The sequence below is a fragment of the Acinetobacter sp. RUH 2624 genome, assembly GCF_000162375.2.
Classification (GTDB): domain Bacteria; phylum Pseudomonadota; class Gammaproteobacteria; order Pseudomonadales; family Moraxellaceae; genus Acinetobacter; species Acinetobacter nosocomialis.
Genome location: NZ_KI391939.1, coordinates 341,548 through 362,193 on the forward strand (window position 1 = coordinate 341,548; position 20,646 = coordinate 362,193).

The following is a 20,646-nucleotide window of genomic DNA, read 5'->3' on the forward strand; positions in this document are numbered from 1 at the left end:
AGGTCGCACAGAATTGCAATCAAAGGTAATATATACGAAGTATAGAGATTGGATAAACGAATGCAAGACGATATTTCAGGCTGGACAGAATGGAACGCTCATTTTGAAGGAATTGAAGAAATTTCAAGCCCTAGTGAGTTACATGGTTTACTAACAGGTATTGTTTGTGTGACAGAAGCGCCTACGCGTGAAGAATGGACACAAATTTTAACAACTCTTAATGTTCCTGATTTAAATGAAGAAGCTTTAGCGCTTTTAACCGATGAAACAGAAGATGTAGCACATGCGTTGTCGGAAGATGAATTGGATTATTTGCCAATGCTTCCAGACGATGAACATACGCTTCAAGATCGTGTGCAAGCATTATCAGACTGGTGTGCTGGTGTTGTTCTTGGCTTTGGTTTGGCATCAGGCCATGTTCGTGCTGATGAGCGCGAATTAATTGAACATTTGCAAGATGTGGCAGCAGTAGAGTTTGAAGACTCTGATAACGACGAAGAAGGCGAAAGCAGTTACGAAGAATTGTATGAGTTTGTACGCCTTATTCCAGTGAGCTTATCTATTGGTAGAAAGAAAGTAACAGTGGCTGAAAGTTCATTGTTGAAAAACTTTTATGCAAAAAGTAAAACTTCTACTGTAGGCACTCTAGATCAAAATATTGTAGAAATGTTTACACCACATCGCCCAAGTTAATTGAGGCGATGTGTTATTGGCTGTGTTTAATTTTTTGACTTTAAAATTCTAAATCAAGTAGATCATTATGAAATTGCCTCAAGCTGATTTTCAACATCGCAGAAACCGTCTAGCAGAAAAAATGGGCCCAAACAGCATTGCGATTATTGCGACGCGTGAGGAAATGTATCGTAATCGTGATGCGGATTATAAATTCCGTGCCGATAGTAGTTTTTTCTATTTAACGGGTTTTGCAGAGCCTGAGGCAGTTGCTGTCATTGAAACCTTTGATGACGTTACAGACTATAGCTATAGTCTTTTTTGCCGTGAACGTAATCGCGAGATGGAAATCTGGAATGGATATCGTGCGGGAATTGACGGCGCAATTGAAGAGTACGAAGCAGATGAAGCTTATGCAATTGATCTGCTTGATGAAGAAATTATTGAAAAATTATTAAATAAAGAGCGTCTTTATTATCGAATCGGACACAATGCTGCATTTGATGCCAGAGTAAGCCAATGGATCAAAAAAGCGAATGCCGAGCATCGTCATGAAGCCGCTCCAGCCCAGTTAGTTCAACTTGATCGCATTATTGATGAAATGCGGTTAATTAAATCACCGCAAGAAATTGAGTTGATGCAAATTGCCTCAAAAATTAGTGCTAAAGCACATACCCGTGCGATGCAAACTGTTCGCCCTGGCATGATGGAATATGCACTAGAAGCCGAACTCAATTATATATTTGGGCAAAACGGCTGTGTGCCTTCATATAACAGTATTGTTGGTGGTGGGGCTAATGCCTGTATTTTGCACTATGTTGAAAATAACCAACCACTCAAAGATGGTGATTTAGTTTTAATTGATGCTGCTTGTGAATATGAGTTCTATGCATCGGACATTACCCGTACCTTTCCTGTAAATGGAAAATTTAGTCCCGAACAAAAAGCATTGTATGAGGTGGTATTGGCCTCTCAATATGCGGCGATTGATGCAGTACGTATTGGTAATTCGTACCGTGAGCCTCATGAGGTTGCGGTCAAAATTTTAACGGAAGGCTTAGTTGATTTAGGTTTGCTCAAAGGTGATGTGAGTGAACTGATTGAAACCGAGGCATATCGTCAATTTTATATGCATGGTACAGGCCATTGGTTAGGTATGGATGTACATGATGTCGGTTCTTATAAGAAAGATGACGACTGGCGCCAATATGAAGAGGGCATGGTTGTTACTGTTGAGCCAGGTTTATATATTGCGCCCGACGATGAAACAGTAGATAAAAAATGGCGTGGTATTGGTATTCGTATTGAAGATGATGTAGTCGCAACTTCAAAAGGCCCACGAGTATTAACGGCCGACGTGGTTAAAGATATTGCAGATATTGAACATTTAATGGCGCAAGCTAAAGCATAATTAAACGTATTCGCCAAAGGAGCAAAACTCGATGCAACAACAAGTGATTATTGTAGGTGGGGGTATGGTGGGTTTAAGCCTTTCCCTCATGCTGGCGAAGGCTAATATCGCGGTAAAGCTATTAGAAGCTGTGAAATACCCAAACTATGATGATCAAAATGTTGCCCCTTATCATTCCAGTTTTGATGCACGTAATACGGCTTTATCGCGTCGTAGCGTACAGATCTATCAGAAGCTAGGGTTATGGGATGCATTACAACAGCATGCCACTCCAATTTTGCAAGTTCACATTACTGAGCAAGGCAGTTTTGGTAAAGCACGTTTAGTTGCAGAACAAGAAAAAGTCGAAAGCTTTGGACAAGTCATTGAGAATGCGTGGCTTGGTCGAGTTTTGTTAACGCAAGTACGCCAACAACCTTTGATTGAACTGATTGATGGCGTACAAGTAACCGCTTTAACTCAAGACGCTGAACAGGTACATATTGAAGCTCAGCGTGGTGATGAACTTTTAAAGCTTGAGTCAAAATTATTAATTGCAGCAGATGGTCGTGATTCTTTCTGTCGTCAAGCAATTGGTGTGGGTGTTGATGTCCACGACTATGATCAGGTTGCGATCGTTACGACTGTTCAGACTTCAAAACCGCATGAACAGGTAGGGTTTGAACGTTTTAGTGCATTAGGACCTTTAGCTTTATTGCCGTTACCAGGTGAATATCGTCGCTCAGTGGTATGGCCTGTTAAAAAGGGCACTGAATATGAGTGGTTGGGCGAAGAAAATGACCAACACTTTTTAGATGCCTTGCAAAAAACTTATGGTGACAGAGCGGGTAAATTTGAAAAAACAGGCAAACGCTTTAGCTATCCGCTTTCACAAGTACTTGCGCATAAACAAGCTGTTGGACGCGTTATTTTAATGGGTAATGCAGCGCATACAATCCATCCGGTTGCAGGGCAAGGTTTTAATTTATGTCTGCGTGATGCAGATGTATTGCTTCGTTATTTAGTAAATCAGTTAAGTACATCTGATGATATTGGTAATCCAGATAATTTACTTGCCTATGAACAAGCCCGTTTATCTGACCAACAGCGCGTGATTAAGTTCTGCGATGCGGTCGTTCGGGGCTTTAGTAACCAAAACCCATTATTAAAATTAATCCGTAATACGGGATTAATTGCATTTGATGTCATTTCGGGTGTTAAGCCATTGGTAGCGAACTATGCAATGGGGTTAAAAGCATGAGTGAAGTGTTAGATGTCGTCATTGTTGGTGGTGGACTGGTTGGTGGCTTAACTGCTTTATTACTTGCACAAGGTGGAGTACAGGCTACCGTGCTTGATGCTGCCCCTGTACTTGATGTTGAAAAGACATTGAGCGTGATGAATCCGCGTGTTTTAGCGCTCAGCCAAGCGACGATTCATTTACTTAAAACAGTGAATGTTTGGGATGATCTGGCACGCCAAATGCCTTATACCGGCATGCAAGTGTGGAACCTAAATGGCTATGGTGAAATTAATTTTTGCCATGAGTCTGTACAAAGACCAATGCCAGAGCAAGCTTTGGGCTCTATGGTTGAGCCAAGTGTATTGAATGTTGCTATTCAACAAAAAATGCTTGAGCAGCTAACAGATTATCGTACTCAAGTCCGCGTGACACGTATTGAGCAAGGTGTTGGGTGTTGGCATATTCAATTGGCAGATGGCACAACACTTAAAACTAAACTGCTTATTGGCGCAGATGGCGCCAATTCATTTGTACGTGAACAAGCCTTTATTGATCTAGACGTACTAGATTACAAGCAAGCAGCGATTAGTTGTGCAATTAAGACTTCTAAGCCTCATCACTATGTTGCTCGTCAAATCTTTTTACCTAGAGGCCCTTTGGCATATTTGCCGATGGCAAGTCTTGAAGAAAGTGAAAACGGCTATTGGCAGTCTATTGTCTGGACACTGCCAGATGATTATGCAGATGAATATTCGGCTTTAAGTGATAGCGAGTTTATGCAGCTTTTAACTCGAGAAAGCCAACATATGTTGGGTGAAGTGTTAGATGTTCGTTCAAGAGCACAATTTCCATTGAAAGCGCGCGCTGCAAAACAATACGTTAAAGCTGGCCTAGCCCTAATCGGTGATGCAGCTCATGTGATTCATCCACTTGCTGGACAAGGGGTGAATATTGGTTGTTTAGATGCAGCGGTACTCTGTGATGCACTATTGCATGATTTAGGCCGTGGCGTATGGGCGCATGAACAAACCTTAATGCGTTATGAACACCGCCGTAAAGGACAAAACGATGCGATGATGCATAGTATGTCGGCTATCGGTTGGTTGGAAAGTTCTGAGCTATTTCCATTGATTTGGGCCAGAAATGCCGGACTCAAGCAGGTTGAACAAATTTCACTCTTAAAAGAGCGTTTTATGCAACAAGCAAATGGTTTAGGGGCTTTACAAAACACCCAGTATAGTCGTTAAAATAATTACGAAGTTTATGCTCTACTGGTCTAAATAAATATCAGTAGATATTTTTTAAACAATCATTTATATATCATTACCAAATCGGTCAGAAAAGATACGGATTTGACCAATTTGGCTCTTTGCTAAATGCAAAGAGATTGCTAAATTTCTGAGGTCTCAAAGACCATAGCGATGATGCAATACAAATCATTGTGGGGAGTGTAAATATGACAGATATCAATGATTATGAAGATGCAGAAGATTCTGCTGTAGATGAAGATGAAGCCAAAGCGGCTGAGAGTGGCGCGGCTGACGAAGAAGCAGGCAACTTAACTGATGCTGATCTTGCTGAAGCAGAAACGCTTACCGTAACTGCGAAACAAAAACAGCGCCAAGCATTGGAAGATGAAGTTGCTGCATTTTTAGCTCGTGGTGGGAGAATTACTGAAGTTCCGCCAGATGAACATAGCGACCTTTAATAATAAAAAAGCATCACATGAGTGATGCTTTTTTATTGGCTTTTAGGTTGAGTTAAAGGTTGTTTTGCAGCTCTTTTAAAATGCCGCATTCGTCTACTGTACGGTCGGTCGAGCAATGTTGTTTTAAATCGATGAGTGTTTCTTTTAAAAGCAAAAGTCGTTCAATTTTTTCCGATACTTCAATCAAATATTTATTCACCAAATTATCAATTTCCGTACATGCCTGCTTTGGCTGAGCTTTCATTTCTTTTAACGTTTTAATATCACTAAGAGAAATATCTAATTCGCGGCAATGTTTAATAAATAATAGGTCCGCAAGTGTTTGATCTGTGTAAACACGATAATTATTTTCTGAGCGTTGAATACGGTCGAGTACACCTACTTTTTCGTAATAACGAATAGTGTCGATTGGAACATCTGCTTTTTTTGATAATTGGCCAATAGAAAGACTCATAAGACTTGACTCTGGAGCTACTCAAGGGTTTTTAATGACTATAAAAGAGTTCTTGAGGAAATAAAATGGCCGGATGTGGATGTGCTTCAACATGTTCACCTACAAAGAAAGTCAGCCCACGCTTTAAAAAAGCGCTATGGATTGCACTTGTGATTAATGCACTCATGTTTGTAGTTGAAATTGTAGGTGGCTACAAAGCTCAATCTGTTTCATTATGGGCAGATGCATTAGATTTTGCAGGAGATGCAGCAAATTATGCTTTGTCTTTAGTTGTACTCTCGATGAGCCTTTATTGGCGCGCAACCGCAGCTCTTATTAAGGGTATTACGATGGCCGCTTTTGGTTTCTTCGTCATTGCAAAAGTGGTATGGTCATTTTTTCATGGTGTTTCACCTGAACCGATGGTTATGGGGGCAATTGGGGTAATTGCTTTAATTGCTAACGTTTCAGTTGCTTTAATGCTTTATGCATTCCGCGATGGCGATGCGAATATGCGCTCTGTCTGGTTATGCAGTCGAAATGACTCTATTGCCAATATTGCTGTAATTTTAGCGGCGGTTGGCGTATTTGGAACAGGCACTGTATTTCCGGATTTATTAGTAGCCTTTGTGATCGCATATTTAGGTGTTTCTTCGGGTTATGCTGTGATTAAGCAGTCATTACAAGAAAGAAAACAATCAAAGATAATGTTGAGCTCAGAAGCTTAATTTTGATCGTATAAACAAAAAAGTACCATTTAAGCATGGTACTTTTTGTTTTTGAATGCATTAGATGAGAATTGATATTGCAATACTCCACATAACGCAACCAATAATAAAATCTAAAATTTTCCAAGCTTTGGGATTGATAAATAATGGTTTTAGGAATCTTGCACCATAACCCAAACTGAAAAAGAAAATCCAAGAAGCAAGTATGCTGCCTAAAGCAAAACTAATTTTATCTTCTAGCTGTGTTGCAACCGAACCAATCAGCACAATAGTATCTAAATAAACATGTGGATTGAGCCAAGTAAATGCCAGACAAGTCACAAGTGCTTGGGTTAAAGTCTGCTTTTGGCTGCTATCAAGTTCCATGCCTTGATTCGTTTTAAACGCGGCATAGAAGGCTTTTGCACCATAGACAAATAAAAACGTTGCTCCTAAATATTTCGCGACTGTAATTAAGATAGGTGAAGCTGTCATAATTTCGGCAAAACCTAATACACCGCAAGCAATTAAAATCGAATCGGACAGTGCGCAGATTAAACATAACCAAAATACATATTGCTGTTTGAGCCCTTGTTTTAGAACAAAAGCATTTTGAGCACCAATCGCTACAATTAGGCCGCTACCAATACCTAAACCTTTAAAAAATACACTCAGAGAAAGCATAACCATTAAGTAGAAAAAATCAGATGCGGGAATTATCTGTCTTTTTATAAAGAAATAAGTAAAATTAAGAATATTTAGGTTTGGCTAAAAATAATTTAGGTTTTATATGTTGGATAGTAAGCAGTGTGAAGCTTTTCTTGCGGTTGCAGAAGTCGGAAGTTTCGATGCAGCAGGAGAACATTTATGTATCACTCCATCTGCTGTATCACTACGTGTACAAGCACTAGAAAAATATTTAGGGCAGATTTTAATAATACGTGGCCGTCCATGTGTGCTTACACAAGCAGGGCAAACCTTGCTACAACATTTAAGGCATACAAGATTAATGGAGCAAAATCTATTACAGGGCTTAATGGGAAAATCATCCGAATCGGAATTTTATAAAATTGCGTTGGCTTCAAATGCAGACTCATTAGCAACTTGGCTTTTACCCAGTATTCAGCAAACACTTTTTAAAGAAAAAATAGTGTTAGAGCTAAAAATTGATGATCAATCACACACACATACTTTGCTAGAAACAGGGCAGGTCAATGCATGTATTACAGCAGAAGAGCAAGTGATGGCGGGTTGCTTAGCTCAGCCTCTTGGTAAAATGCGCTATAAAATGCTGGCATCGGCCGAGTTTGTAAATCGGTGGTTTAGTGGTGGAATTAACCGAGAAGTTTTAAGAAAAACACCGGCGGTTATTTTTAACCATAAAGATTTAATGCATTCAGAGGTTTTATTAAAAGGATACGGTTTACCAATGCAGAGTTATCCTTATAGTTTTATTCCGGCAACAGATGCTTTCGTTAAAGCAATTCAACTAGGTTTAGGTTATGGCATGGTGCCCGAGCTTCAGGTTCAACCATTACTCGAAAATGGAACACTTATTGATATTATGCCTGAGGCTCAACTTGATGTTCCTTTATATTGGCATCACTGGAAAAGACAGTCGAAGCAACTCGATGTACTGACTGAAACGATTGTTCAGTCAGCAAAAGAGATATTGAGATAATTTTAGATCTTAGTTCTTAAATGTCGATTTGAGATGTGTTGAACATAAAATTCTATATCTTGTACTGAGTAACCTAAAAGTTGTCCGATTCTACGGTCGAGTTCTAGGCGCTCTTCAAGTTGAGTTGCTTTTAATGAATTTTCAATACATAACATGAGTTCATTCAAATCTGCTAAAGAAGCATCTTTATAGATCAGCATAATTGAAAAGGGGAAAGGCAGAGAAGTTTCAATGTCTTTACTGATCATAGATAAAGACCCTTGCTCAAGATGTTTTATAAATTCAATAGGTAATAACTCATAAAAATAAGCGATAGGTTTTTTGCCTGAAAGTAATAATTCTAGTTCTTGCCCTTCATGTGGGCCAAGCTTTCCAAGTGACTCAGTCATATCACTACTCTTGTTTTTATCTTTAATATTGTTATGCAAAATTCATGCACGGTGATGACATAGGCGTTGGTCATCACCGTTTAGTTAATAAATTAAGATTGTGTTAACTCAAGCGCACGTTGATAAGCGACTTTTTTCTTAATACCCGTTAAATCGGCAGCCAGTTGAGATGCCGCTTTAACTGATAAGTCTTGAAGTAAGCGCTTTAAAAGTTCATCTAGTTTTTCTTGTTCCAGATCTGTTTTTTCTGGTGCACCGCCAACTACAAGAACAATTTCACCTTTTTCTTGGTTATGGTCATTTTCAATAAAACTGACCAGATCTTTTAAGGTCATTTTTTTGATCGTTTCAAAAGTTTTGGTAATTTCACGTGCGAAACCCACAGGGCGGTTTTCACCAAATACTTCAGCCATATTTTTGACGCATTCTAAAATACGGTGTGGTGCTTCATAGAAAATTAAGGTCTGAGTTTCATTTTTAAGCTTTTCGAGTTGCGAAATACGTTGAGAAGCTTTTGATGGCAAAAAGCCTTCAAAACTAAAACGGTCACTTGGTAAGCCCACAGCACTTAACGCAGCAATTGCAGCACATGCACCCGGTACAGGCACAACTCTAATGCCATTTTCTTGAGCAGCTCGAACCAGTTTGAAACCTGGGTCACTAATAAGTGGTGTGCCTGCATCACTAATCAAAGCAATATTTTCACCAGCAAGTAGCTTTTGAACTAACTGCTCAATTTTATTACTTTCATTATGGTCGTGGCATGCGGTAAGTGGGGTAGATATATTATAGTGTTTGAATAATTGAGCTGACTGGCGTGTATCTTCGGCAGCCACAACAGAAACTGATTTTAAGATATCAATTGCACGGAAAGTCATATCATCTAAGTGCCCGATTGGGGTGGCTACAACAAATAACTGAGCACTCATTTGGTTTTTACTCCGTACAGATAAACAATTTTAATCGGTTAGTGTACCCGAAATTCTGTTTTTGGCGTGAACAATGTCAGTAGGCTTTTTATTTTTCAAAACATTTGCTTTTGATTTACTCAATTCAAAATATAAAAACGCAGAATCGGTATTAAGAGCATTTACATTTAAAAAAGGGGGAAACAAAAAAATCATGTTAGTTGCACAGCAGTTGGGCCAATGGGCTGAACAAACAGCACTAAAACTTTTAAAAGAACAAAATTATGAATGGGTCGCTAGTAATTATCATTCACGCCGTGGAGAGGTCGATCTGATTGTAAAACGCGGTAACGAATTGATTTTTGTTGAGGTAAAAGCGCGAGGGCAGGGAAATTATGGTCAAGCTTGTGAAATGGTGACTTTAAGTAAACAGAAAAAAATAATTAAGACGGCGATGAGGTTTTTACAGCGCTACCCATCTTATCAGGATTTTTATTGTCGTTTTGATGTGATTTGTTTTGATTTTCCACAGAAAATTGCAAAAACAGTACAGCAAGACTTTTCGAAATTCCATTATGATCTGCAATGGATCGAAAATGCATTTACTTTGGATTAAGAGTTCATTACTCTTTTGAGCAAATTAAAACCGATGTTTATGATCAAGCCAAGAAGAGATTGATAGGAGTCTGGTGGAGTGTTGAAACGTATTGCTGTAACAGCGCTTTGTGTCGCAAGTTTGTCAGGTTGCGCAAGTTTTATTTCTGGTGGAACAGGTACAGCTCCAGTTGGAACAGATAGTGGTGTACGTAGCTTAGGCCAAGTATTTATTGATTCTTCAATTAAGCGTACAGCGAATATTAACCTCTATAAGCTTGATCAGCGTTTTAAACAATCTCGTATTAACATCGAAAGCTTCCATAGCACAGTATTGTTAACTGGTCAGGTGCCAGATCCATACTTGAAACAGTTGGCAGAAGATAACGTTAAAGCCATGAGTGATGTGAAAGCTGTACATAACTATATTACAGTGGGTAACAAAGTAAGCTATAACACGATCATGCAAGATGCTGGGGTAACCGCAAATACACGTGCTTTATTAATGAAAGCGCCAGTTGTATCGGACAGTAAAGTACTTGTCCATACCGAGGATGGTGTTTTATATGTAATGGGTCGTTTAAACACAGCTGAAATTAATGACTTAAACAATGTGCTGCAAAATGTCGGTAACGTGACTAAGATTGTAACGCTTATTGATAACATTGATTTAGCGCCTGCTCCGGCAGCATCGACTGGCAACACAACAACTACGCCGGTAATTAATAATGTTCTTGCTCAACCAACAGTTCAAACTCCTGTTGCAATTGATCCGGACCAAACAGATCCAGCATCATCTACTGCACAATAAAATATGAACCTGATTGAACAATTACAAAGTAAAATTGAGCAGGCGAGAACTCTTTATAAAGAGTTCCGCCTGTATGATTTGGGGAGCTTTGCTTTAAACCGTTTTACACCAAAAGATGGTTTTGAGCAGGTTTTAAATGTGCGTTATGGCTTAAAGCCTCGCCATCGTCTAGATATTTATCGTTCTACTAAACGCTTAGCTCATCGACCACTCATTGTTTTTGTACACGGTGGTGCTTGGCAACATGGTAATAAACGAGACTATTTATTTATTGGCGAAGCATTTACAAAAGAAGGTTATGACGTTGCTGTCATTAACTATCAACTTGCGCCAAAAAATATTTTTCCAAGTTATGTAGATGACTTAACGCAAGCGTTAAATTATTTGCATCAAAATCAGGAAAAACACGAAATCTCGACTGAGAATATTGTGCTTATGGGACATTCGGCAGGTGCATTTAATGTAATGTCGGCTGTTTATCACCCTGACTCACCTAAGATTGAATGTTTAGGGAAAATTAAGGCAATAGTCGGATTAGCTGGTCCGTATCATTTTGATTATAAGGGTGATCCGCTTGCTGAAGATGCTTTTGATCAAGGTGTTTCTTATAAAGAGGTGATGCCTTATTATCTTGTAAAACAAAATAATATTAAGCATTATCTACTCATGGCTGAAAATGATCAGCTCGTAAAGCAGCATAATACTTTGGATATGGATCAAGCCCTTAGAGAGAAGGGAAATCATAGTCATATTGCTATTATCCCTAAAACTGGCCATATAACGATTTTGGCCAGTCTATCGAGTTTTGTAAGTCACTACTTCAGAACAAAACGAACCATTTTGCACTTTCTTGATGAAGTATTCTAAAACATCTGTTTGAGAGCGCGCAGATTACTTTGCTTGAGTAATCTGCGTAATCATTGCGTGTGCAATACTGCCTTTAAATGGAATTTCAGGAAGCTGATCAAATTTAAAGAACTGCGCATCGGCAATTTCATCTTCCTGCAAAGAAATTTCACCTGACTCATATTCAGCTCTAAACGCAATCATAAGATTACTTGGAAACGGCCAAGGTTGACTTGACATATATTGGATATTTTTGAGTTTAAGCCCCACTTCTTCTAAAGCTTCGCGTTGAACAGCTTCTTCAAGAGTTTCGCCAACTTCGACAAAACCTGCAATCAAACCATACATGTTGGTTTTATTGTGAATTGATTTTGCTAATAAGATTTCATCATCACCTTTAGTAATGATAGTAATGATACATGGGTTTACGCGAGGGTACTGATGATAACCGCAAGCAGGGCATACCATTGCATATTCGGTTGAGTGGACTTCGGTAGCGTGTCCACAGTGGCTACAAAATTTGTGATTACGTCGCCATTCGAGCAACTGTACAGCACGACTTGCCTGTAAAAATTGCTCTTTTGACCAGTTGGAAATAAGTTGACGAATTGGAACGAGTTGCAGACCTTCCGGTATAGCTTCTTCACTCAGCAGGTCACGTGCAATGACCTGTTCGTCATGAGTGAAAAGCAGATCACTTGCTAACTTTTCGACTTTGGGTAATTGGAAGTTTTGGTCAACCAATAATTGTTGGTGATGAAAAATATAAGCAAGTGATAATTCAGACATTAAGCTGCCTTTTTTTGAAGTTGTTGACTACTTAGCAATGCTACATCAAACATGGATTGTAGAACAGGCTGTTTATTTTTTAAATTGTCAACTAACATATCTAGTCCAGCTAATACGTTAAAAATACAGTGAATCTGGTCGTGACTAAAAGGTTGGTTCTGTTCGATTTGCTGCTGTACAAATTTAGCAGTTTCAAGCAGAGCATTTTGTTGAACCGTACTTCCTAAAAATTCAGCCGCGCCAGCCAATTCTTTTAATGAGCCTGCAATCGCTTCAATATTTTGAGTTTGATCGTTGGCATATAAGGTCAAACTTTGGCATACAAAATCGATTAAATTTTTTGTCTCATTTAATAACATTTCATGTGCTTCATCTAAGCGATCTAAAGAAATATTAGTGTTGTTCACACGAATTTGTAGACGGTTGGATGAATAATTGCGTACTAAAATACCAATAGCGTTCATAGCAGATAAAATGCTCTTCATGAGCTGCTGAGCATAGTTTTCATTACTCAATATATTGATTTGACTTAAACTGCTGGCTTGTTGGGAAAGCTCTGAAGCAGCTTCATTTAAGTTAAGTAATTTAAAAGTATGAGCAAGTTGCATAAGGCTGCTTTGAAGTTGCTGAGCCTTTTCTGGCGACATGTTTTGGTAGTTATATTCAATATCATTACGAACTTTATTCATTTCGCTTAAGATTAATTGACTGACCGTTTGCATGGTATCAAAGTCTGGTCCATACAAATGTTGGCTCAGTGCTTTAAGTTGAGTGTCGGTGAGAAACTCATGACCAATGTTTAGTTGCCCACGAATTTGCTTTGCGAGGTGATCTTCTTGTCCAATTACAATACTGATGATATCTGCTAATGCAGTTAATTTTGCTTCAAAGCTTTCTGGCGATGCTAAAAATAGGCCTATAGCATTTTCAAGATTAATCAATACACGTAAGCGAGCATCATTTAAAACAAGTTCATCAATATGATTAAAGGTGGAGTTCACTAATTGCCAATATTGTTGGCTTGGTTGACCATGAGCCATACTGATTAAATAGCTACCAACAAGTTTGAATGCCTGAAAGTCTCGAGCACTTTCAGTTTTATTTAAAAACTGATGCAAAGATAATTTATAAAGTTGATGGATAAATTGAGTTTTTTCATTGATGAGCACTTCGGGTAACGGTAACTCAAGTGAAGTTGTTGTAAGGTTTGAAGCAATCTGCTGGCCAGATGAAGTTAATGGCTTGTTTAAGGCTTTTTCTAAATTGTTTAGAGTGTCCAAAAGAAACTGAGGGACTTCAACTTCACGTAAACAAATAAACTCAATATAGCGTTTCACCATAGTCGTGCCTTCACTTAGAGCAACAACCTCATCGGTGTTGATGTGTTCGGGCTTAGCCATAATTTTTTGCATCAACTCGGTTGAATATTGAGTGATTTTTGCTAAATAGGGGATATCAATGAGGCGTAATACTTGAGTGCATTGTTTAAATTGTTCTAATGCATCATCAATACCAAAAGGGAGAGCCTGCTCTTCAATTAATGTACTTACAGCACCTTCCACCAGTTTTATTGAGTTATCAATTTCATTCTTGATAATAAGTAACGCTGTTGGATCAAATTGGATCGAATTATGCTCAGACATAAAAATTCCCCTTTGCAAAAAAAATCAATTGTTATATTCGTCATGGCTCAATATTTTGAGCTAAAAATCTATATGACTAATATAACTTAACTTGCAAAAGGGGAAACTAAAAAAACATTAGAGAATCAAAAATTTATTTTGCAAAAAAGCAAGGTTCTCCATGTTTTTTCTCAAATTCTTTGACCCAAGTCTCATGTATGTTCAACTCTTCATCTGAAGGGTAAATAACGGGTAAATCAATTTGAATTCTAGCTTTGGTTGTTTTTTGTTGATCACTTTCGCTTTGAGAGAGCGCATCCATATCAAAGGAAACTTGACCACCAGTCATTGCCAAGTAAACATCAGAAAGAATTTCAGCATCGAGTAACGCACCATGGAAGGTACGGTCGCGCGCTGGAATTTCATAACGTCTAACTAAGGCATCAAGTGAGTTTTTCTGTCCAGGATGCTTATTTTTGGCTAAAGCTAAAGTATCGGTAACTTCACAAACTTCTGAAAGAGCAGGTAACCCAACACGTCTAAACTCCATATCTAGGAAGTTCATATCGAAGGTTGCGTTATGAGCGATAATTTCTGCACCCTTTAGATACTCAAATAAAGTATCTGCAATGTCCGCATAGACAGGTTTATCTTTTAAGAAATCATCACTGATACCGTGAATGTTTTCTGACTCACCCACTGGTTTTTCAGGGTTAATATAAATATGAATCGAACTGCCTGTAAGCTTACGGTTAATCATTTCGATGGCGCCGACTTCAATAATACGGTCGCCATCTTGGAAATAAAAACCAGTCGTTTCAGTATCGAGAATGAGCTGACGAGGGCCTTGTAATTTAAGCTTTGCTTCGGTAACAATAATTTGAGGATGAATATTGCTACTTTGTTGCTTTGTTTCTTGCTCTACAGCTTCAATCTCATTTACTTCTTCGTCTAAAGTATTCATCTCAACTTCTTGTGATGGTTCAAGAGCCACATCTTCATCTTCGCTTGTTTCAACCAGATCAAACCCGAAAGGATCATCTAGCAACCAGTCCTGTTCAGGCTTTTTTATATCTTGCGGTGCAGCCACAGACTGTGGTTGCTTGATTTCTTGAGCTGTTTTATCTGCACCTAAATTTGCAAGTTGGTCTGCCATTTCATTGCCAGGATGTCCTGCATGACCTTTAATCCAGTTCCATTCAATATTTCTACCTGCGCAAACAGCATCAAGTTTTTGCCATAGGTCAGGATTTTTAACATCTTTCCAATTTTTCTTTTTCCAGCCATGAATCCATTCTGTAATGCCTTGCTTTACATAATTTGAGTCTGTCCAGACAATTAATTGTGCATCAGGAGGGCAAAAAGAAATTCCTTCAATAGCCGCAGTAAGTTCCATACGGTTATTGGTTGTGTCGGGTTCGCCGCCAAATAATTTATGTTCACCCTGTTCGGTAATGACATATGCACCCCAACCACCTAAACCGGGATTGCCACGACATGCACCATCAACATACAGTGTGATTGTTTGAGACATAAATCGAAACCTAAACTGAAAGAAAAAGAACTGAATATGGTGTATTGTATACGCAAAAAGTTCGGTTCCATCGTTACAAAGCAAGCTTTTTTTAATTTCTTGTAACATTTCCATGCAAATGACATTAAATTATTGCCTTGTCTATCTTGCATGCTTTACTACAATGGCATCGAAGACCTAGGGTTTGTGGGCAGACCCCAAGAAATATTACGCGAGTTGTTTGGAAGTTTTTATGTATAAACCAACCACATTTGTGTGGCAGCCATCTGCAGCATCATTATTCAAAATTACAGTACTTAGCTCTGCTTTAGCTGCGTTGGGTATTACAACAGGCTGTTCTTCGACTCCGCAATCTGCAAAAACCTCGAAAACAAAACAGGTCAGTGGAGCAGGCTATCTTGATGCAAGCAGTCTGGACTCGTTAGAAGATTTACTTTCAGCAACGGATATGCGTGCTGTAGAAGGCGACCGTTTACTTATTTTAAAACACGGTGACGTCTGGAAGCGTATGGCTGTAGGCTTCAAAATGGACCTCAATCATTGGGATCCACGCATTGAAGCGCAGCGTAGTTGGTTTATCTCACGTCAGCCCTACCTTGACCGTTTAAGTGCTCGCGCAAGTCGTTATTTATATCATACTGTGAAAGAAGCAGAACGCCGTGGTCTTCCAACCGAACTTGCATTATTACCCGTGATTGAAAGTTCATATGACCCTGCTGCAACAAGTAGTGCAGCAGCAGCAGGCTTATGGCAGTTTATTCCAAGTACTGGTCGTATTTATGGTTTACAACAAACGGGTATGTACGATGGTCGTCGTGATGTTGTTGAATCTACACGTGCTGCGTATGAGTTTTTAGGAAGCTTATATAACCAGTTTGGTTCATGGGAGTTGGCTTTAGCAGCTTATAACGCTGGTCCGGGGCGTATTCAACAAGCGATTAACCGAAATCAGGCTGCAGGTCTACCAACGGACTACTGGTCACTAAAACTTCCACAAGAAACCATGAACTATGTTCCACGTTTCTTGGCAGTTGCTCAAATTATTAAAAATCCGCGTGCTTATGGGGTTTCATTACCGCCGATTGCAAACAGACCCCATTTCCGTGAAGTCACGTTATCTGCACCATTGTCTTTAAATGAAATTGCATCAGTAACTGGTCTTAGCCGTGCTGAGCTATATGCATTAAACCCAGGCTATCGTGGTGAAACAGTAGACCCTGCAAGCCCAATGCGTATTTTAATTCCAGCTGATGTAAGCCCGTCAGTTGATAACAAATTAAAAGCCATGAAAGCTGGTGGTAGCAGTTCAGGTTGGTGGGCAAATGTCACATCTCCATCTAAACCAACTACAACCACCTCAACTTCAGTTACTGTTAAAACTACACCGGCGACACAGGTTCAGCCTGTAAGACCAACTACACCTACCAAAACAACCGGTAGCTCTGTAACGGTAAAAACTTCTACACCTCGTGGATCTGATGCTTTAGCTGCTTTTGCCGCCTCAGCTGATGTACCGAGTGCACCACGTATTCCAGTTGCAGTCACACCTGCGACCAATGTAAAACCTGTAAGAACAGAACCGCCAATTTCAGCAGTTGAGCGTGAGAAAATTTTAGCGGCAGTTCGTGCTGAAGGTGAGAAAGAAACAGTTGAGCAAGCTTTACAGCCGCAAGCTACACAAGCTGAAAAAGACCAAGTGGTTGCCGAGCTAAAAGCAATTGCACCGCAAGGTACCGAAATTGTTGATCCTTATGACGGTAAAATTAAGCTAACTGCGATTCAAACGAGTTTGTCAGTTGCTGAACAGCAAGGTAAAGAATTAAGTAAAGGCTTTGCTTACCCGAAAACTTTAGCTGAAGATGCAAGTGTTGCGAACTCTGAAGATGGTCAGCGTAATAAAGATAAGCCTTACATTAAAACGGATACTGATGTTGTTGTTGTACAGCCTAAAGGTAAGCGTAGTACCTATACCGTACAACCGGGTGATACATTAGCAATTATTGCGATGAAAAATGGTGTGAACTGGCGCGATGTCGCTAAGTGGAACCAGATTGATCCTGAAAAGACATTATTTGTAGGAACTAGCCTGTATTTGTATGATGCTAAACCGCAAGAGGTTGAATCTACTGCAAAATCGGCAGCTAAACCTGATGTATATGTTGTTCAAGCAAATGACAGCTTAACGGGAGTGGCAAATCAATTTAATTTGTCTGTGAAACAGCTTGCTGAATACAACGATTTATCGGTAAGCGATGGTCTATTTGTTGGCCAAAAGTTGCATTTAAAAGAGCCTAAAGGCAACCGTACTTCTGCTAAAGCAGAACAACCTAAAGCAGTTCAGGCAAGTACACGTCGTATTGCAACAAAAAGCTATACAGTTAAACGCGGCGAATATTTGAAGTTAATTGCAGATCGTTACGCATTATCTAACCAAGAATTAGCAGAGCTAACGCCAGGATTGTCGGCTGGTAGTAACTTAATGGTTGGTCAGAAAATCAATGTACCTGCAAAAGAAGTTACTGTCGATGAAGTTGATGATAATAAAGCTTCTGGTAAATATGAAAAACTTGCAGCAGGACCGTCGTATAAAACTGAAAGCTATAAAGTGCAGCGTGGTGATACATTATCAAGTATCGCGATCAAGTCTAAAATTAGCCTAGCTGAACTTGCTGAACTAAATAACTTAAAAGCCAATAGCCATGTACAGCTTGGTCAAAACTTAAAAGTACCTGCTGGTGTAAGTGTTCCAGATCACTATGTTGTTCAATCTGGCGATAGCTTGCATGCGATTGCAGCTAAATATAACTTACAAACCAGTTATTTGGCTGATTTAAATGGTTTGTCGCGTACAGCAGGTGTTCGTGCTGGTCAGCGTTTAAAATTGACAGGTGAGGTTGAAACACCAAGCAAGACTTCTACTAAAAATGTCAAAGAAGAAACGCCAGAGACTTATACGGTCAAATCTGGTGATAGCTTAGGGAATATCGCCAACCGCTATCATTTGCAGTTAGATTACCTTGCCTCATTGAATGGTTTATCTCGTAACAGTAATGTTCGTGTTGGTCAACGTTTAAAATTAACAGGTGATGTGCCACCAGTAGAAACAGCAAAAGTTGATACGGCGAAATCAGCAGCTAAACCTGTTGCAGCCGGAAAAAATACTGAAAAGTATACGGTTAAAGCTGGCGAGTCGTTACATACGATTGCAAGCCGTGCAGGTATTTCAGTTCGTGAACTTGCTGAAATGAATGCATTAAAAGCAAATGCAAACTTACAGCGCGGACAAAATATTGTAATTCCAAAAACTGTTGTGGAATACAAAGTTAAACGTGGTGATACTTTAATTGGTCTTGCAAGTAAATATGGTTTAGAAACTACTTTACTGGCGGAACTCAATAACTTAACACCGTCGACTCAATTACGTATTGGCGATATTATTAAAGTGCCTAATTTATAGAATAATTAGAACTTTATGCAAAAGTTATATCCTCAACTGAGCCTGCTAGTCGGGCTCAGTGTCTTTTCACAAGTTGTATTCTCTGCACAGCAAATCACGCCTTATATCGCAATTCACTCTAAGCCTAAATATTTAACAATGGCTGCAATGCCTTATGCCAATCCGAATGCACCAAAAGGTGGAGTATTGAGTCGGGCTGCGCAAGGGACTTTTGATAATTTAAACAGCATGAACGGTAAGGGGAACGCGACAGAAGGAGTAAATTATCTTTTTGATACTTTAATGACTCAGTCACTCGATGAAGTTGGAGTTTTATATCCACTTTTAGCTGAGAGAGTTTCCTATGATCCAGAAAGAACGCAATCGATTACCTTCTATTTAAATCCCAAAGCACGCTTTAGTAATGGACAGCCTTTAACAGCAACGGATGTAAAATTTAGCTTTGATATCTATCAAACCAAATCTAATTTTGGCCTACAAATGTATCTTGCCGACTTGGCAAAAACAGAAGTTATAAATCCTCATCAAGTTAAATTCACTTTTAAGTCTAGCCATAATCCAAAAATGCCATTTGTTGTGGCGAGCTTACCGATTTACTCAAAAGCAGACTGGCAGAACCGTGACTTTACTCGTATTACTTTGCAACCGATTATAGGTTCAGGGCCGTATGTGGTTGAGAAGATTGATGCTGGACGTAGTATTAGCTATAAACGAAACCCAAATTATTGGGCAAAAGATTTGCCTATTAATAAAGGGCGCTATAACTTCGACCATTTAAAATATGTTTATTACCGAAATTGGGATATTGCATTCGAAGGTTTTAAATCTGGGCAATATACCTTGCATGAAGAAACTAATCCTAAAAAATGGGTCACTGACTACAAGTTTCCAGCGGTAAAATCAGGTTTAATCACGCTATATAAGTTTAGACACCATAATCCGATTGCAACTGAAAGTTATGTGTTTAACACACGACAAAAACCTTTAAACGATATTCACTTTAGACAAGCCTTAACCTATGTCTATGACTTTGAATGGCAAAATAAAGCTTTGTTTTATGGACAATATCTAAGACTACAAAGTTATTTTGAAAATAGTGAGTTGTCAGCAACAGGACGTCCTTCAAAGAGTGAGCTCACTATATTAAAGCCTCTTTTGCCAAAGCTTTCTCCAGTCATGCAAAAAGCTGTTTTGACAGACTGGAAATATCCGGTCTCGGATGCCAGTGGTTTTAACCGTCAAAACTTATTAATCGCAAGACAATTACTCATTCAAGCAGGCTATAAAATCAAAGAAGGGCAGTTATATACTCCTGAAGGCCAGCCTGTAAAAATTGAGTTCCTCATTCAGCAAGATGGCAAACAAAGAACACTGATGCCATTTGTAAGAAATTTAAAAAAATTAGGAATTAATATTAATTTACGGCAGGTTGATGCGCCGCAATATTTAGAGCGTACACGCCGTTATGACTTTGACATGACTACGATGAATTTGCCGCAATCTTTAAATCCGGGCAATGAACAGGCTCAGTTCTGGGGAAGTGCCGCAGCAGTTCAAGATGGTAACTATAATTACGCTGGTATTCGTAATCCGGTTATTGATGAAGTCATTTCAAAACTGGTGACTGCCAAAGACCGTGATCAGCAAATCACTTATACTCATGTTCTTGACCGATTGCTTCGCGCAGGATATTACCAGATCCCGACTTATGGGAAAGGGGATTATTGGTATGCGTACTGGAATATGTATCAGCAACCTAAAGTGAAACCTGTGCTCTCGGCTGGTATAGAGTATTGGTGGAGTAATCCAAACCAAGCCAAAAAAATTGCCCAATATTTACATCAACAATAAAAGCACGTATC

19 protein-coding genes are annotated in these 20,646 nt (G+C 39.1%); 12 read left to right on the forward strand and 7 right to left on the reverse strand.

Features of this window, described 5'->3' with window-relative positions:
* The first annotated feature begins 60 nt into the window (after positions 1-60).
* The 5 genes from HMPREF0014_RS08305 (at position 61) to HMPREF0014_RS08325 (ending at position 5,013) form a co-directional block, all read left to right on the forward strand.
* Positions 61-693, forward strand: a complete 633-nt coding sequence (locus tag HMPREF0014_RS08305) for a UPF0149 family protein (protein ID WP_002049531.1) — start codon at positions 61-63, stop codon at positions 691-693.
* A gap of 67 nt (positions 694-760) precedes the next feature.
* Entirely contained in the window at positions 761-2,083 is a 1,323-nt protein-coding gene (pepP, locus tag HMPREF0014_RS08310) for a Xaa-Pro aminopeptidase (RefSeq protein WP_004888177.1), read from the forward strand.
* 31 nt (positions 2,084-2,114) lie between these two features.
* Positions 2,115-3,323 carry an FAD-dependent monooxygenase gene (locus HMPREF0014_RS08315; RefSeq protein ID WP_006581020.1) on the forward strand — a complete coding sequence of 403 codons (1,209 nt, stop codon included), beginning with the start codon at positions 2,115-2,117 and terminating at the stop codon, positions 3,321-3,323.
* Complete coding sequence (locus HMPREF0014_RS08320; protein ID WP_004888173.1) at positions 3,320-4,552, forward strand: FAD-dependent monooxygenase; 1,233 nt, start codon at positions 3,320-3,322, stop codon at positions 4,550-4,552. Before HMPREF0014_RS08315 ends, HMPREF0014_RS08320 begins: the two co-directional genes overlap by 4 nt.
* 209 nt (positions 4,553-4,761) lie before the next feature.
* Positions 4,762-5,013, forward strand: a complete 252-nt coding sequence (locus HMPREF0014_RS08325) for a hypothetical protein (RefSeq protein ID WP_002049530.1) — start codon at positions 4,762-4,764, stop codon at positions 5,011-5,013.
* A 52-nt stretch (positions 5,014-5,065) separates the two neighbouring features.
* On the opposite strand, the gene HMPREF0014_RS08330 is transcribed toward HMPREF0014_RS08325, so the two are convergent.
* Entirely contained in the window at positions 5,066-5,467 is a 402-nt protein-coding gene (locus HMPREF0014_RS08330) for a MerR family transcriptional regulator (RefSeq protein ID WP_004888171.1), read from the reverse strand.
* A gap of 65 nt (positions 5,468-5,532) precedes the next feature.
* Here HMPREF0014_RS08330 and HMPREF0014_RS08335 point away from each other — a divergent pair, with 65 nt between their 5' ends.
* A complete protein-coding gene (locus tag HMPREF0014_RS08335; protein ID WP_004888170.1) occupies positions 5,533-6,174 on the forward strand; it encodes a cation diffusion facilitator family transporter in 642 nt (213 codons plus the stop codon).
* Positions 6,175-6,234: 60 nt separating this feature from the next.
* Here HMPREF0014_RS08335 and HMPREF0014_RS08340 read toward each other — a convergent pair whose 3' ends face one another.
* Positions 6,235-6,837 carry a LysE/ArgO family amino acid transporter gene (locus HMPREF0014_RS08340; RefSeq protein WP_004709994.1) on the reverse strand — a complete coding sequence of 201 codons (603 nt, stop codon included), beginning with the start codon at positions 6,835-6,837 and terminating at the stop codon, positions 6,235-6,237.
* Positions 6,838-6,943: 106 nt separating this feature from the next.
* On the opposite strand from HMPREF0014_RS08340, the gene HMPREF0014_RS08345 reads away from it, so the two are divergent.
* Positions 6,944-7,834: a LysR family transcriptional regulator ArgP gene (locus tag HMPREF0014_RS08345; RefSeq protein ID WP_004888167.1), complete on the forward strand. Its 891-nt coding sequence runs from the start codon at positions 6,944-6,946 to the stop codon at positions 7,832-7,834.
* 2 nt (positions 7,835-7,836) lie between these two features.
* Here HMPREF0014_RS08345 and HMPREF0014_RS08350 read toward each other — a convergent pair whose 3' ends face one another.
* Together HMPREF0014_RS08350 and rsmI are read right to left on the reverse strand one after the other, a co-directional pair.
* The gene (locus tag HMPREF0014_RS08350) at positions 7,837-8,223 is read right to left on the reverse strand and encodes a hypothetical protein (RefSeq protein WP_004888165.1); all 387 of its coding nucleotides are present in this window, start codon (positions 8,221-8,223) and stop codon (positions 7,837-7,839) included.
* Positions 8,224-8,315: 92 nt separating this feature from the next.
* The gene (rsmI, locus tag HMPREF0014_RS08355; RefSeq protein ID WP_001275992.1) at positions 8,316-9,152 is read right to left on the reverse strand and encodes a 16S rRNA (cytidine(1402)-2'-O)-methyltransferase; all 837 of its coding nucleotides are present in this window, start codon (positions 9,150-9,152) and stop codon (positions 8,316-8,318) included.
* A 193-nt stretch (positions 9,153-9,345) separates the two neighbouring features.
* On the opposite strand from rsmI, the gene HMPREF0014_RS0206130 reads away from it, so the two are divergent.
* The 3 genes from HMPREF0014_RS0206130 to HMPREF0014_RS08365 all read left to right on the forward strand — a co-directional run bounded on the left by HMPREF0014_RS0206130 (position 9,346) and on the right by HMPREF0014_RS08365 (position 11,403).
* Positions 9,346-9,747, forward strand: a complete 402-nt coding sequence (locus HMPREF0014_RS0206130) for a YraN family protein (protein ID WP_000959396.1) — start codon at positions 9,346-9,348, stop codon at positions 9,745-9,747.
* A gap of 78 nt (positions 9,748-9,825) precedes the next feature.
* Positions 9,826-10,536, forward strand: coding sequence for a BON domain-containing protein (locus tag HMPREF0014_RS08360; protein WP_004709989.1), 711 nt, complete (start codon positions 9,826-9,828; stop codon positions 10,534-10,536).
* 3 nt (positions 10,537-10,539) lie between these two features.
* The gene (locus HMPREF0014_RS08365; RefSeq protein WP_004888162.1) at positions 10,540-11,403 is read left to right on the forward strand and encodes an alpha/beta hydrolase; all 864 of its coding nucleotides are present in this window, start codon (positions 10,540-10,542) and stop codon (positions 11,401-11,403) included.
* 24 nt (positions 11,404-11,427) lie between these two features.
* Here the strand turns inward: HMPREF0014_RS08365 and nudC are convergent, their stop codons facing one another.
* The 3 genes from nudC to dnaQ form a co-directional block, all read right to left on the reverse strand.
* Positions 11,428-12,171, reverse strand: a complete 744-nt coding sequence (gene nudC, locus HMPREF0014_RS08370; protein ID WP_004709985.1) for an NAD(+) diphosphatase — start codon at positions 12,169-12,171, stop codon at positions 11,428-11,430.
* Positions 12,171-13,814, reverse strand: a complete 1,644-nt coding sequence (locus HMPREF0014_RS08375) for a hypothetical protein (protein ID WP_004888161.1) — start codon at positions 13,812-13,814, stop codon at positions 12,171-12,173. The genes nudC and HMPREF0014_RS08375 overlap by 1 nt, the downstream gene beginning before the upstream one ends.
* Positions 13,815-13,947: 133 nt before the next feature.
* The gene (gene dnaQ, locus HMPREF0014_RS08380) at positions 13,948-15,327 is read right to left on the reverse strand and encodes a DNA polymerase III subunit epsilon (protein ID WP_004888160.1); all 1,380 of its coding nucleotides are present in this window, start codon (positions 15,325-15,327) and stop codon (positions 13,948-13,950) included.
* A gap of 232 nt (positions 15,328-15,559) precedes the next feature.
* Between dnaQ and HMPREF0014_RS08385 the strand changes: the two genes are divergently transcribed.
* Together HMPREF0014_RS08385 and HMPREF0014_RS08390 are read left to right on the forward strand one after the other, a co-directional pair.
* On the forward strand, positions 15,560-18,784 hold the full coding sequence (locus tag HMPREF0014_RS08385; RefSeq protein ID WP_004888159.1) for a LysM peptidoglycan-binding domain-containing protein: 3,225 nt from the start codon (positions 15,560-15,562) through the stop codon (positions 18,782-18,784).
* Between the two features lie 15 nt (positions 18,785-18,799).
* Entirely contained in the window at positions 18,800-20,635 is a 1,836-nt protein-coding gene (locus tag HMPREF0014_RS08390) for an extracellular solute-binding protein (protein WP_004888157.1), read from the forward strand.
* The last annotated feature ends 11 nt before the right edge of the window (positions 20,636-20,646 follow it).

What these genes read in the sequence shown, in the direction of transcription:
- HMPREF0014_RS08305 (WP_002049531.1), top strand. Translation starts at nt 61, where the DNA reads ATGCAAGACGATATTTCAGGCTGGACAGAATGGAACGCTCATTTTGAA.
- pepP (WP_004888177.1), top strand. Translation starts at nt 761, where the DNA reads ATGAAATTGCCTCAAGCTGATTTTCAACATCGCAGAAACCGTCTAGCA.
- HMPREF0014_RS08315 (WP_006581020.1), top strand. Translation starts at nt 2,115, where the DNA reads ATGCAACAACAAGTGATTATTGTAGGTGGGGGTATGGTGGGTTTAAGC.
- HMPREF0014_RS08320 (WP_004888173.1), top strand. Translation starts at nt 3,320, where the DNA reads ATGAGTGAAGTGTTAGATGTCGTCATTGTTGGTGGTGGACTGGTTGGT.
- HMPREF0014_RS08325 (WP_002049530.1), top strand. Translation starts at nt 4,762, where the DNA reads ATGACAGATATCAATGATTATGAAGATGCAGAAGATTCTGCTGTAGAT.
- HMPREF0014_RS08330 (WP_004888171.1), bottom strand. Translation starts at nt 5,467, where the DNA reads ATGAGTCTTTCTATTGGCCAATTATCAAAAAAAGCAGATGTTCCAATC.
- HMPREF0014_RS08335 (WP_004888170.1), top strand. Translation starts at nt 5,533, where the DNA reads ATGGCCGGATGTGGATGTGCTTCAACATGTTCACCTACAAAGAAAGTC.
- HMPREF0014_RS08340 (WP_004709994.1), bottom strand. Translation starts at nt 6,837, where the DNA reads ATGCTTTCTCTGAGTGTATTTTTTAAAGGTTTAGGTATTGGTAGCGGC.
- HMPREF0014_RS08345 (WP_004888167.1), top strand. Translation starts at nt 6,944, where the DNA reads ATGTTGGATAGTAAGCAGTGTGAAGCTTTTCTTGCGGTTGCAGAAGTC.
- HMPREF0014_RS08350 (WP_004888165.1), bottom strand. Translation starts at nt 8,223, where the DNA reads ATGACTGAGTCACTTGGAAAGCTTGGCCCACATGAAGGGCAAGAACTA.
- rsmI (WP_001275992.1), bottom strand. Translation starts at nt 9,152, where the DNA reads ATGAGTGCTCAGTTATTTGTTGTAGCCACCCCAATCGGGCACTTAGAT.
- HMPREF0014_RS0206130 (WP_000959396.1), top strand. Translation starts at nt 9,346, where the DNA reads ATGTTAGTTGCACAGCAGTTGGGCCAATGGGCTGAACAAACAGCACTA.
- HMPREF0014_RS08365 (WP_004888162.1), top strand. Translation starts at nt 10,540, where the DNA reads ATGAACCTGATTGAACAATTACAAAGTAAAATTGAGCAGGCGAGAACT.
- nudC (WP_004709985.1), bottom strand. Translation starts at nt 12,171, where the DNA reads ATGTCTGAATTATCACTTGCTTATATTTTTCATCACCAACAATTATTG.
- HMPREF0014_RS08375 (WP_004888161.1), bottom strand. Translation starts at nt 13,814, where the DNA reads ATGTCTGAGCATAATTCGATCCAATTTGATCCAACAGCGTTACTTATT.
- dnaQ (WP_004888160.1), bottom strand. Translation starts at nt 15,327, where the DNA reads ATGTCTCAAACAATCACACTGTATGTTGATGGTGCATGTCGTGGCAAT.
- HMPREF0014_RS08385 (WP_004888159.1), top strand. Translation starts at nt 15,560, where the DNA reads ATGTATAAACCAACCACATTTGTGTGGCAGCCATCTGCAGCATCATTA.
- HMPREF0014_RS08390 (WP_004888157.1), top strand. Translation starts at nt 18,800, where the DNA reads ATGCAAAAGTTATATCCTCAACTGAGCCTGCTAGTCGGGCTCAGTGTC.